The organism is Leyella stercorea DSM 18206 (assembly GCF_000235885.1).
GTDB classification, from domain to species: domain Bacteria; phylum Bacteroidota; class Bacteroidia; order Bacteroidales; family Bacteroidaceae; genus Prevotella; species Prevotella stercorea.
The window spans coordinates 1-12,396 of sequence record NZ_JH379397.1; the positions used below are offsets into that span (position 1 = coordinate 1).

A 12,396-nucleotide genomic window follows, 5' to 3' on the forward strand; every position below is an offset into this window, starting at 1 on the left:
CCATACCCACGCCGCCAATAACGCAGCCTAACCATCTGTGGAAATCCGTGAAATCCGTGGGAGAATACTACCACGCTCCCAACAAAGCAGACGGGGAGAGAGTTCCCACAGAATACGCTGAACACACAGAACATTCTGGCAGAGAAGTGCCTCCCACAGATAGGCACGGATGCGCACAGATTAGGAGCAACTAACGCAACCTAAAAATCTGTGAGCATCTGTGAAATCCGTGGGAGAATATCCTACGCAAGAAACTTCTGTGAATTCGGTGAATTCTGTGGGAGGACTTCAGAGGGTGGCGTGGGTATGGCAGGATGCCATACCCTCCTACGAAAACTCCCACAGATTGCACGGATGCGCACAGATTAGGAGCAACTAACGCAACCTAAAAATCTGTGAGCATCTGTGAAATCCGTGGGAAAATATCCACAGCAGAAACTTCTGTGAGCATCTGTGAAATCTGTGGGAGAATATCCTACGCCAGAAACTTCCGTGAATTCTGTGAATTCTGTGGGAGGACTTCAGAGGATGGCGTGGAGGGTGTGTCAAAACTATAGAATTGTGATGAATGGCTAACTGTAGGAGACTACGGCATTCTTGCCGTAGTCATTGCAAACAGTTGTATTTCAGTTACTAATGGCTACGGCAGGAATGCCGTAGCCTCCTACGATTAGAACCGTTTGCTATTCAATTTGCCAAATATTTTAGTTTTGACACACCCTCCTCCTACAAGAGAAATCCGTAGGGAGAACACGACCACAGCAAGAAACAACAGCAAAGCAAACAACGCAACAAGATATGATATTGAAATACGACGTTATCGTCATCGGCGGCGGACACGCCGGATGCGAAGCAGCAGCCGCTGCAGCACGCATGGGCGCAAAGACATGCCTCGTGACGATGGATATGAACAAACTGGCGCAGATGAGCTGCAACCCCGCCGTCGGCGGCATCGCCAAAGGACAGATAGTGCGCGAGATAGACGCACTGGGCGGAAGGATGGGACTCGTCACCGATGCCACGTCGATACAGTTTCGTATGCTCAACCGAGGCAAAGGACCGGCGGTGTGGAGCCCGAGAGCACAATGCGACCGCGAGAAGTTCATCTGGGAATGGCGCGCGCAGCTCGACCGCACCGACAACCTCGACATCTGGCAGGACGAAGCCTGCGAGCTGCTCGTGGAGAACGGCGAGGCAGTGGGCGTGGAGACGGTGTGGGGCGTTACGCTCAGAGCAAAGGCAGTGGTCATCACCGCCGGAACATTCCTCAACGGACTGATGCACGTGGGCAAGCGTAAGGTACCGGGAGGCAGATGCGCCGAGCCGGCTGTGCTACACTTCACAGAGAGCATCACACGACACGGCATCACAGCAGCGCGAATGAAGACGGGAACACCGGTGCGCATAGACCGACGCTCGGTGCACTTCGAGGATATGGAGGAGCAGCCGGGCGAGACCGACTACCACGGATTCTCGTACATGACCGCACCACGACACCTCAAGCAGCTGCCGTGCTGGACAACATACACCAACAAGGAGGTGCACGACACGCTGCGAGCAGCCATCGCCGACTCCCCACTCTACAACGGACAGATACAGTCGACCGGACCGCGCTACTGCCCGTCAATAGAGACGAAGCTGATGACCTTCCCAGACAAGGACCAGCACCCGCTGTTCCTGGAGCCGGAGGGCGAAGACACGAACGAGATGTACCTGAACGGCTTCTCGTCGTCGATGCCGATGGAGGTGCAGATAGAGGCACTGAAGAAGATTCCGGCGTTCCGCGACATACACGTCTACCGACCGGGCTACGCTATAGAGTACGACTACTTCGACCCTACGCAGCTGAAGCCGTCGTTAGAGTCGAAACTCGTCGGCGGACTGTTCTTCGCCGGTCAGGTGAACGGCACGACGGGATATGAGGAGGCTGGCGGACAGGGACTGATGGCTGGCGTGAATGCTGCGCTCTACTGCGGCGGCTCCGACCCGTTCGTCCTGAAACGCGACGAGGCGTATATCGGCGTGCTCATCGACGACCTCACCACGAAGGGTGTGGACGAGCCGTATCGTATGTTCACCTCACGCGCCGAGTACCGCATACTGCTGCGTCAGGACAACGCCGACGCACGTCTCACGGAGAAAGCCTACGACCTGGGCATCGCCACGCGCGAACGCTACGACCACTGGCTGAAGAAGAAGACGGAGATAGAGCGTATCGTGCGCTACTGCGACGAGACGAACGTGAAACCGCGCGACATAAACGATGCGCTCGAACGCTTCGGAACAACATCGATGCAGTTCGGCACAACGATAGCAGGACTGGTGGCGCGTCCGCAACTGAGCATCGAGCAGATAGCATCCGCACTCCCTACCCTACAGGCTGCGCTGCAGACCGACGACACGCGTCAGGCGGAGATTGTGGAGGCAGCGGAGATACTGATAAAGTACAAGGGATATATCGAGCGCGAACGACTCGTGGCTGACAAGATGCACCGCCTGGAGGACATACACATCAAAGGGCACTTCAACTACGCAGAGCTGCACGAGATATCTACCGAGGGCAGACAGAAGCTCACACGCATCAACCCCGAGACACTCGGACAAGCAGCGCGCATCCCCGGCGTGTCGCCCAGCGACATCAACGTACTCTTGGTGCTGATGAAACGTTAGTTACACGTGAAACATTCAAGTAAACAAACAACAATTAAATATTTGAAAATGAACAACAAACTATTGCTTGACAATCTGCGTTGCATACCAGATTGGCCAAAGAAGGGAGTGAACTTCCGCGACGTTACTACTCTATTCAAGAACAACGAGTGTCTGCAGGAAATCTGCGACGAGATGTACGAGCTGTACAAAGACAAGGGCATCACTAAGATCGTAGGCATCGAGTCGCGCGGCTTCGTAATGTCATCAGCACTCGCACTGCGCCTCGGTGCCGGCGTTGTATTGTGCCGTAAGCCGGGTAAGTTACCCTGCGACACCGTACAGGAGAGCTACGCTAAGGAGTATGGCAAGGACACCATCGAGATTCACAAGGACGCCATCGGTGAAGACGACGTAATCTTACTGCACGACGACCTCCTCGCCACAGGCGGAACAATGAAGGCTGCGTGCAACCTCGTGAAGAAATTCCACCCGAAGAAGGTTTACGCCAACTTCATCATCGAGCTCGTCAACGAAGGACTCAACGGTCGCGACGGTTTCGACGAAGACATCGAGATTTCGTCACTCATCCAGATTTAACCACAGGCGATGCACTCTAAAGGGGGTGCAGCTGTCCCAGCTGCACCAACAAAGCAATATGTGAACCCCTACTTGGTTGGTGCACTCCTACTTGGTTGGTGCACTTGAGACAAGTGCACCCCCTGAGAGCTGCACCAACAAAGCAATCCGAGGATCTCCACGTGGCTGATACACTTCCTAATTGGTTGGTGCAGTGGAGACCACTGCACCCCCTAAAGCCCCCTGCTAAAGGCTATGGCTCGCGCCATAGCCTTTTAAGTTCCACGTGAAACAAACAATAGCAAAACACTTAGTTTCAAGCAAGTTATATGACAAAGGAAGAAAACAAAAAGCGCATTGAGCGGTTGAAAAACATCGTGCTGAACATGCCCGACAAGCCGGGCAGCTATCAGTTCTACGATGCCAACCACACTATAATATATGTAGGCAAGGCGAAGCGCTTGAAGCAGCGTGTGTCGAGCTATTTTCACAAAGAGGTGGACAGGTTCAAGACCAAGGTGCTTGTGTCGAAAATTGAGGACATAAGCTACACGGTGGTGAACACGGAGGAGGACGCCCTGCTCCTCGAAAACAGTCTTATAAAGAAGTACAACCCGCGCTACAACGTGCTGCTGAAGGACGGCAAGACTTATCCGAGCATCTGCATCACGAACGAGTATCTGCCACGAGTGTTCAAGACACGACAGGTGAACAAGCGATACGGCACATTCTTCGGTCCCTACTCGCACACAGGCAGCATGTTCGCCGTGCTTGAACTTATCCACAAACTATACAAGCCACGCACATGCCGCCAGATAATCACGAAGGAAGGCATCGAACAGGGCAAGTACAAGCCGTGTCTGGAGTATCACATACACAACTGTAAAGCACCGTGCTGCGGAAAGCAGTCGTTGGAGGATTACCAGGCGGCGATAGCGCAGGCAAGGGAGATTTTGAAGGGCAACACGCGCCAACTCTCGCAGCATGTGTTCGAGCAGATGCAGCAGAAAGCAGCCGAACTGAAGTTTGAGGAGGCGGAGGAGCTGAAGCAGAAGTACCTGCTTATAGAGAATTTCTGTGCCAAAAGTGAGGTTGTGAGCCATACCATCGCTGACGTGGACGTGTTCACCATCGTGGACGACGACACCAACCGCACGGCGTTCATCAACTACATACACGTGAAGAATGGTGCCGTAAACCAGAGTTTCACGTTCGAATACAAGCGCAAGCTCGATGAAACCGACCAGGAGCTGCTGCTAACCGCTATTCCGGAAATTAGGGAGAGGTTCAAGAGCAAGGCGAAAGAAATCATCGTACCGTTCGAGATGGAGTGGACACTGAACGATGCGCAGTTCTTCGTGCCGCAGCGAGGCGACAAGAAACACCTATTGGAGTTGGGCGAGATGAACTGCAAGCAGTATAAGTTCGACCGTCTGAAGCAGACCGAAAAACTCAACCCCGAGCAGAAACAGACACGCCTAATGAAGGAACTGCAGCAGAAACTGCAGCTTGAGAAACTACCTTATCACATAGAATGCTTCGACAACTCGAATATATCGGGCACGGATGCTGTGGCTGGTTGCGTGGTGTTCAAGGGCATGAAACCGTCGAAAAAGGACTATCGCAAGTATAACATAAAGACCGTCATGGGCCCGGACGACTATGCCTCGATGCAGGAGGTGGTGCGCCGTCGCTACTCGCGCATGATTGAGGAGGGAGCTGCCCTGCCCGACCTGATTATTACCGACGGTGGATTGGGACAGATGAGCGTCGTGAGAGAAGTTGTGGAGGGCGAATTGGGACTGCACATACCAATCGCCGGACTTGCAAAGGATAATCGTCACCGAACGAACGAACTGCTCTACGGCAATCCACCGCAGACCATCGCGCTGAAGACCAACTCCGAACTGTTCCATGTCCTGACGCAGATACAGGACGAGGTGCACCGCTATGCCATACAGTTCCACCGCGACAAGCGATCGAAGCACGCCCTGCACAGCGAACTGGACGATATCAAGGGCATCGGTCCAGCAACACGCGACGCACTTCTGAAGGCGTTCAAGAGCGTGAAACGTGTGCGTGAGGCGAATGCGGAGGAACTTACGGAGGTGGTTGGCGCAGCAAAAGCAAAGCTTATTGCAGCGCATTTCGGCAAATAAATGCCGTTTTCTCAAGTATTTATATTAACTTTGTGGAAAATAATCAAACAACTTTGCGGAGCCGATAACCGCTCAGCAAACAATAACAATACCACTCTATCAGAGAAAAGAAATGAGAACAGTAATACAGCGCGTGCAGCACGCATCAGTAACCATCAACGGCAGCATCAAATCATCTATCGGAAACGGACTCCTTCTACTGCTCGGCGTGGAGGAAGCCGACACGTCTGAGGACGTAGACTGGCTCGTGAAGAAGGTGGCAGCACTACGCATCTTCGACGACGAGAACGGCGTTATGAACCGTTCGCTCGTGGATGTGGAAGGCGAGGCATTGGTGGTGAGCCAGTTTACGCTCTACGCTTCATACAAAAAGGGCAACCGACCATCGTGGTTCCGCGCGGCTCGTCACGAGATATCCGTGCCGCTTTATGAGGAATTCTGCCGCAAACTGAGCGATGCAATCGGCAAGGAAGTGGCTACCGGAGAGTTCGGGGCAGACATGAAGGTGGAGCTGCTCAACGACGGACCAGTAACCATCTGCATGGATACGAAGAACAAGGAATAGGCTATTAAGAATTCCGTATTTGTTTCATCGCGACACTCGCCATTTTGCTTGCATATTCACTATACATGAAGCTTATGGGACAGTCGTTGGAGATATAACATCACACATAACGATATGACAATAAAGGAAGCACAAGAGGCTGTAGACAGCTGGATAAAGGAGTACGGCGTGCGCTATTTCTCCGAACTGACCAACATGGCTTGTCTCACTGAAGAGGTGGGCGAACTGGCTCGCATCATGGCTCGTCGCTACGGCGACCAGAGCTTCAAGGAGGGCGAATCGCACGATCCGTCCGAAGAAATGGCGGATATTCTGTGGGTTCTTATCTGTCTGGCTAATCAGACCGGCGTAGACCTTACGGAAGCTCTACAGAAGAGCTTCGAGAAAAAGACCATGCGCGACAAGAATCGCCACAAGAACAACCCGAAGCTTAAGGCTTAAAAGGAGCCTACCCTTCCACCATCAAAGGCTTAGTAATTAGGAAGGCTTAAAGAGGCCTAAAAAGGCTTAGAAAGGCTTAGTTCTTAGAAAAAAACAACAAACCAAAACATATTAACAACAATGGGAATCATTAAAGACGTTATCCTCCACGACCAGGAGGCAAAGAAGCAGGAGCCGAGCAAGTACGACGAGGCTCTCGCAAAGTACAACACCGACCTCGACGACAAGGCTGTTCGCGAGGCTGTACGCCAGATTATCGCTGAGAAAGTGCCGCAGAACGACACAGAGGAAGTGAAGAAGTTCCTCTTCGGCAGTATCGAGCTCACTACCCTCAAGACCACCGACTCTGAGACAAGCGTACTCGCCTTTACAGAGCGCGTGAACGACTTCGACAACGAGTATCCAGAACTGCCCCACGTGGCTACCATCTGCGTTTATCCGTGCTTCGCAAAGACCGTTGCAGAGTCTTTGGAGGTAGACGGCGTAGAGATTGCCTGCGTTAGCGGCTCATTCCCTTCTTCTCAGGCTCGTATCGAGGTGAAGGTGGCTGAAGCATCGCTCGCTGTGGCTGACGGTGCTACAGAGATCGATATCGTAATGCCGGTGGGCAAGTTCCTCTCGGGCGACTATGAGGGTGTTTGCGACGAGATTTCGGAGCAGAAGGCTGCTTGCGGCGAGGACGTAGCCATGAAGGTTATCCTCGAGACTGGTGCTATCAAGACAGCTTCTAACATCAAGAAGGCATCTATCCTCGCCATGTACGCCGGTGCCGACTACATCAAGACTTCTACCGGCAAGTTGGAGCCTGCCGCTACTCCGGAGGCTGCATACGTTATGTGCCAGGCTATCAAGGAATACTACGATGAAACGGGCATACAGATAGGTTTCAAGCCTGCTGGCGGCATCAACACGGTTATGGATGCCATCACCTACTATACCATCGTTAAGGAGGTTCTGGGCGAGAAGTGGCTCACCAACAAGTGGCTCCGCCTCGGCACATCACGCCTCGCAAACATGCTCCTCAGCGAGCTGAAGGGCGAGCAGATTAAGTTCTTCTAAGACCTGCTTCTGGCAGCTCCTTCTGGCGGCGTTTAAGCCGAACTAAGCCTTCTTAGGCCTCTCTAAGAAATAGGCCGAGCTGAGCCTTCTTAGACCTCTCTAAGAAATAGGCCGAACTAAGCCTTCTTAAGCCTCTCTAAGAAATAGGCCGAAATAAGCCTTCTTAGGCCTTACTACGCCTTGGCTTAAAGAGGCTTAGAAAGGCTTAGTTCGGCTTAGCTCCTAAGAAGGCTTAGAAAGGCTTAGTTCGACTTAGTCCCAAGAAGGCTTAGTTCGGCTTAGTCCCAAGAAGGTTTAGAAAGGCCTACTCGCAAAAAAGCTCCCCCAAAAAACTATCCTACCAACCCTTAAAACCTACAACCTTATGCCTACCCCACAACCATTTCTTCCTCATGGTGGTTCCTACAAAAACCTCATTGCCTATCAAAAGGCGGAATGTGTGTATGATGTCACGTTCTATTTTGCTCACCACTACCTTGAAAAGGGCGACCGCACAATCGACCAGATGGTGCAGGCGGCTCGATCGGGTAAACAGAATATAGCAGAAGGTGCTGCAGCAGGCAACACATCAAAAGAGACGGAGATAAAGCTAACGAATGTGGCAAAAGCGAGTCTACAAGAACTGCTTGTAGACTACGAAGACTTCCTTCGTGTAAGAGGGTTGAAACAATGGCAACCTGACGACGCACGTCTGGCGCAAACAAAACGTGCCTGCGCTGCTCATAATGATAGTGAATACTATCGGAAGGCGATGCCAGAGCGGTCTGCCGAGACAATAGCCAACATCGCCATCACGCTTATTCACCAAACCGATTGGCTACTGAATAAGCTGATAGAGAAGCTGGAGATACAGTTTGTGGAGAATGGTGGCGTTAAGGAACAAATGACGAAAGCCAGAAAGGAATATAGAGGGTACTAAGGTGCTCTTAGCCTCTTTAGGGATAGGCCGAACTAAGCCTTCTTAAGCCTCTCTAAGAAATAAGCCGAGCTAAGCCTTCTTAGGCCTCCTTAGGAATAAGCCGAACTAAGCCTTCTTAGGCCTTTCTAAGCCAAGGCGTAGAGAGGCTTAGAAAGGCTTAGTTCGGCTTAAACGCTACCAGAAAATCGGCTTAAGCGCTGCCTGAAGATTCTACTTCGTGCGCTTTATTACAAAGTCGAGGTAAGCTTGGAGGGCTTCCTTCACTGCCGGCTGCTTCACGCGCTCATCGATGAAGCACTGAGCCTGGGCGTGGAACTCCCACATGCGGCGCTCAGCATACTCGATACCGCCTTTTTCCTTGGTATAGGCAACCAATTTTGCGATTTCATCGCTGCTCACGGTGCGTGCTTTCACCTTAAGAGCAAGGTCGCACATAGACTCATCACCACCATTATTCACAGCATAGATGACGGGGAGCGTAAGCTTTCCTTCAGCCATGTCATTGCCCGTAGGCTTGCCTATCTCGGGCGAGTCGTAATAGTCGAAGATGTCGTCGCGTATCTGGAAGGTGATGCCGAGGTTCTGTCCGAAAAGCTTTGCAGCCTCCACATCCTCCTCTGAAGCACCCGAAGAGAGCGCACCGATGCCTGCGCACGCCTCGAAAAGAGCCGCTGTCTTCTGCTTTATCACGTCGTAGTAGACATCCTCCGAAATGTCCTTGCGTCCGATGTTGGAAAGTTGTAGTATCTCGCCGTCGGAAAGCGTGCGTCCGAGCTCAGCCAAGTAGGTCACAATCTGCTCCGAATGAGTGCGGGCGACGCAAAGCAGGGCGGTAGAAAGGATGTAATCGCCCACGAGCACCGCCACTTTATTATCGTAAGTAGCGTTGACCGATGCCTGACCGCGGCGCTCCTCACTCTCGTCCACCACATCGTCGTGCACGAGCGAAGCCGTGTGAAGCAGTTCGAGACCGACGGCAGCGTTCTGCGTAGAAAGGTTTATCTGTCCGAAGTTTTTCGCCATGAGCAGTATGAGCATAGGGCGCATACGCTTGCCTGCACGCTTGCGGATGTGCTCGAGCGCAGAACCGAGCAACCCGTCCTCGTGCGAGAGCGACTGGTTGAAAAGACTGATGAAATCGGCGAGTTCCGCCTCTACCGGGTGTTTTATGATTGACAGATAATCCATTGTATTATAATATTTCGTACAAAGTTACGGAATTTGCCGTTATTAGTGACATTTTTTTTGTAATTTTACAACTAATATTAGTTAATGAGTTGACGAGGAGATACCTCACCATCACAACATCTCAACATCTCACCACCTCAACATAACACCATCACATCTATGAACAAACTTTTCCTGCTTGACGCTTACGCGCTAATTTATCGTGCCTACTATGCGTTTATAAAGAACCCACGTATCAACTCGAAGGGCATGAACACCTCAGCCGTTATGGGCTTCGTGAACACTCTCAACGAGATACTCACCAAGGAGCAGCCCACGCACATCGGTGTGGCGTTCGACCACGGCAAGACATTCCGCGACGAGGCATTCCCTGCGTACAAGGCGCAGCGCGAAGCCACGCCGGAGGACATACGCGCCTCCGTACCTATCATCAAGGACATCATCACGGCGATGCACATCCCTGTGCTCCAGGCGGACGGCTTCGAGGCGGACGACGTAATCGGCACGCTTGCCACGAAGGCTGGCGAAACCGGTGTGCAGACCTATATGCTCACGCCCGACAAGGACTACGGTCAGCTGGTGCGCGACAACGTATTCATCTTCCGCCCACGTCACGGCGGAGGCTACGAGACGATGGGACCGAAGGAGGTGTGCGAGAAGTACGAGCTCCACTCCCCTACTCAAGTGATAGACCTCTTGGCACTGATGGGCGACTCCGCCGACAACTTCCCCGGATGCCCCGGCGTGGGACCGAAGACAGCCACCAAGCTCATCGCCGAGTTTGGAAGCATCGACTCCATACTTGAGAACTCTGCAAAGATAAAGGGCAAATTGCGCGAGAAAGTGGAGGGAGCCGTTGACGATATACGCATGTCGAAGTTCCTTGCCACCATCCGCACCGACGTTCCTATCGACCTCGACCTCGACGCGTTGAAGATTCAGGAGCCAGACACGGCACGCCTCACCGAAATCTTCACCGAACTGGAGTTTAAGAGTCTGTTGGACAAATTCGTAAAGAAGCCTCAACAACCGCAAAAAACTGTTAATTTACAACTCGATTTATTTGCCGAAAATCCGACCGAGGATGCAGTTGGTTCAGAATTTTCAAGCTATGAAGGCTCAAAAAGTGCCCCTTGTGAGTACCAACTCGTTGAAACAGAAGAAGATGCGCTGAAAATTTACGGAAAATTTAGTTCATCCAAAATTCTCGTTTTAGAAACGAAGACCACCTCAACCAACGCCATCGACGCAAAATTGGTGGGTTTGAACTTCGCAATAGAGGAAGGAAAGGTGGTTCAAGTAGCAATTCCTAACGAACGTGAAAAAGCGGAAAGAATTGTAAACATCTTCAAACCGCTGTACGAAAGTAGCGAGATTCTGAAAATCGGTCAGAACCTAAAGTACGACATGGAGGTGCTGATGAACTACGGAGTGCGCCTCGCCGCACCTATGTTCGACACCATGCTCGCCCACTATGTGTTGCAGCCAGAACAGAAGCACAACACGGAAGCCATCGCCGAGACGCTACACCAATACAACGTGCTGAAGCCACGACTGAAGGAGACTGGTGTCGAGGATTTGTTCTACAACATCGAGATGCCACTTGTGCCGGTGCTCGCCGAGATGGAGATGACTGGCGTGCGCCTCGACACCGACGCCCTCGCCGAGACATCGAAGGTGCTCACCGAGCGTATGCACCAAATAGAGCAGAGCATATACGGGCTCGCCGGACACGAGTTCAACATCGCCTCGCCGAAGCAGGTGGGCGAGGTGCTGTTCGGCGAGATGAAGATTGTGGAGAAGCCGAAGAAGACCAAGACCGGACAGTACGTCACATCCGAAGAGGTGCTGCAGCAGTTGCGCTCAAAGGCTCCCATCGTCGACCATATCCTCGAGCACCGCGGACTGAAGAAGCTGCTCGGCACATACGTCGACGCGCTGCCCAAGCTCATCAACCCACGCACCGGACACATACACACCACGTTCAACCAAGCCGTCACGGCAACGGGCCGCCTCTCCTCCTCCAACCCCAACCTGCAGAACATTCCAGTGCGTGGCGAGGACGGCAAGGAGATACGCAAGTGCTTCATACCAGAGCCAGGACAGCTGTTCTTCTCAGCCGACTACTCGCAGATTGAGTTGCGCGTGATGGCGCATCTCTCGGGCGACGAGAACATGATTGAGGCGTTCCGCGAGGGCTACGACATACACGCTGCCACCGCAGCACGCATATATAAAGAGGACATTAACAGCGTGTCGCGCGACCAGCGCACAAAGGCAAAACGCGCCAACTTCGGCATCATCTACGGCATCACCGTCTTCGGTCTCGCCGAGCGTCTCGACATCTCGCGCGACGAGGCGAAGCAGCTCATCGAGGGCTACTTCAACACCTTCCCCGGTGTACACGCCTACATGGAGAAGGCGAAGGAGACGGCACGCGAACACGGCTACGCCGAGACATTCTTCCACCGCCGCCGCTACCTGCCCGACATCACATCGCACAACGCCACCGTGCGCAACTTCGCCGAGCGCAACGCCATCAATGCGCCGATACAAGGCTCGGCTGCCGACATCATAAAGATTGCTATGGTGCGCATCTACGAACGCTTCCAGCGCGAGGGAATACGCTCAAAGATGATTCTGCAGGTGCACGACGAACTCAACTTCTCCGTCCTGCCGGAGGAGAAGGAGCGTGTAGAAAAGATTGTTATCGAAGAGATGCAGAACGCCTATCCGCTGCACGTGCCGCTCGTGGCTGACTCGGGTTGTGGCGAGAACTGGCTCGAAGCGCATTAAGGCGAGCAGTTGTAGGAGGGTATGGCATCCCTGCCATACCC

Annotated in this window: 10 protein-coding genes; 9 read left to right on the forward strand and 1 reads right to left on the reverse strand. The window is 52.8% G+C overall.

Annotated features, from left to right (window positions below; genetic code table 11):
- The 8 genes from HMPREF0673_RS14670 to HMPREF0673_RS03990 form a co-directional block, all read left to right on the forward strand.
- A partial coding sequence (locus tag HMPREF0673_RS14670) for a hypothetical protein (RefSeq protein ID WP_216589872.1) occupies positions 1-194 on the forward strand: 194 nt, incomplete at its 5' end.
- A 604-nt stretch (positions 195-798) separates the two neighbouring features.
- Positions 799-2,670, forward strand: coding sequence for a tRNA uridine-5-carboxymethylaminomethyl(34) synthesis enzyme MnmG (gene mnmG, locus HMPREF0673_RS03960; protein WP_007898372.1), 1,872 nt, complete (start codon positions 799-801; stop codon positions 2,668-2,670).
- 48 nt (positions 2,671-2,718) lie between these two features.
- Positions 2,719-3,249 carry an adenine phosphoribosyltransferase gene (locus HMPREF0673_RS03965; RefSeq protein ID WP_007898373.1) on the forward strand — a complete coding sequence of 177 codons (531 nt, stop codon included), beginning with the start codon at positions 2,719-2,721 and terminating at the stop codon, positions 3,247-3,249.
- A gap of 308 nt (positions 3,250-3,557) precedes the next feature.
- Positions 3,558-5,387 (forward strand): excinuclease ABC subunit UvrC, encoded by a 1,830-nt coding sequence (gene uvrC, locus HMPREF0673_RS03970; protein ID WP_007898374.1) that lies wholly within the window; start codon positions 3,558-3,560, stop codon positions 5,385-5,387.
- Between the two features lie 112 nt (positions 5,388-5,499).
- On the forward strand, positions 5,500-5,952 hold the full coding sequence (dtd, locus tag HMPREF0673_RS03975) for a D-aminoacyl-tRNA deacylase (RefSeq protein WP_007898375.1): 453 nt from the start codon (positions 5,500-5,502) through the stop codon (positions 5,950-5,952).
- A 114-nt stretch (positions 5,953-6,066) separates the two neighbouring features.
- Positions 6,067-6,393 (forward strand): nucleotide pyrophosphohydrolase, encoded by a 327-nt coding sequence (locus tag HMPREF0673_RS03980; RefSeq protein WP_007898377.1) that lies wholly within the window; start codon positions 6,067-6,069, stop codon positions 6,391-6,393.
- 120 nt (positions 6,394-6,513) lie between these two features.
- On the forward strand, positions 6,514-7,452 hold the full coding sequence (gene deoC / locus HMPREF0673_RS03985) for a deoxyribose-phosphate aldolase (RefSeq protein WP_007898378.1): 939 nt from the start codon (positions 6,514-6,516) through the stop codon (positions 7,450-7,452).
- A 364-nt stretch (positions 7,453-7,816) separates the two neighbouring features.
- On the forward strand, positions 7,817-8,371 hold the full coding sequence (locus HMPREF0673_RS03990; protein WP_007898379.1) for a four helix bundle suffix domain-containing protein: 555 nt from the start codon (positions 7,817-7,819) through the stop codon (positions 8,369-8,371).
- A 210-nt stretch (positions 8,372-8,581) separates the two neighbouring features.
- On the opposite strand, the gene HMPREF0673_RS03995 is transcribed toward HMPREF0673_RS03990, so the two are convergent.
- Positions 8,582-9,559 (reverse strand): polyprenyl synthetase family protein, encoded by a 978-nt coding sequence (locus HMPREF0673_RS03995; protein ID WP_007898380.1) that lies wholly within the window; start codon positions 9,557-9,559, stop codon positions 8,582-8,584.
- A gap of 159 nt (positions 9,560-9,718) precedes the next feature.
- Between HMPREF0673_RS03995 and polA the strand changes: the two genes are divergently transcribed.
- A complete protein-coding gene (polA, locus tag HMPREF0673_RS04000) occupies positions 9,719-12,355 on the forward strand; it encodes a DNA polymerase I (protein ID WP_007898382.1) in 2,637 nt (878 codons plus the stop codon).
- Positions 12,356-12,396: the final 41 nt, after the last annotated feature.

Bases quoted from the DNA above. Each gene is read 5' to 3' on its own strand.
- mnmG (WP_007898372.1), top strand. From the start codon at position 799: ATGATATTGAAATACGACGTTATCGTCATCGGCGGCGGACACGCCGGA.
- HMPREF0673_RS03965 (WP_007898373.1), top strand. From the start codon at position 2,719: ATGAACAACAAACTATTGCTTGACAATCTGCGTTGCATACCAGATTGG.
- uvrC (WP_007898374.1), top strand. From the start codon at position 3,558: ATGACAAAGGAAGAAAACAAAAAGCGCATTGAGCGGTTGAAAAACATC.
- dtd (WP_007898375.1), top strand. From the start codon at position 5,500: ATGAGAACAGTAATACAGCGCGTGCAGCACGCATCAGTAACCATCAAC.
- HMPREF0673_RS03980 (WP_007898377.1), top strand. From the start codon at position 6,067: ATGACAATAAAGGAAGCACAAGAGGCTGTAGACAGCTGGATAAAGGAG.
- deoC (WP_007898378.1), top strand. From the start codon at position 6,514: ATGGGAATCATTAAAGACGTTATCCTCCACGACCAGGAGGCAAAGAAG.
- HMPREF0673_RS03990 (WP_007898379.1), top strand. From the start codon at position 7,817: ATGCCTACCCCACAACCATTTCTTCCTCATGGTGGTTCCTACAAAAAC.
- HMPREF0673_RS03995 (WP_007898380.1), bottom strand. From the start codon at position 9,559: ATGGATTATCTGTCAATCATAAAACACCCGGTAGAGGCGGAACTCGCC.
- polA (WP_007898382.1), top strand. From the start codon at position 9,719: ATGAACAAACTTTTCCTGCTTGACGCTTACGCGCTAATTTATCGTGCC.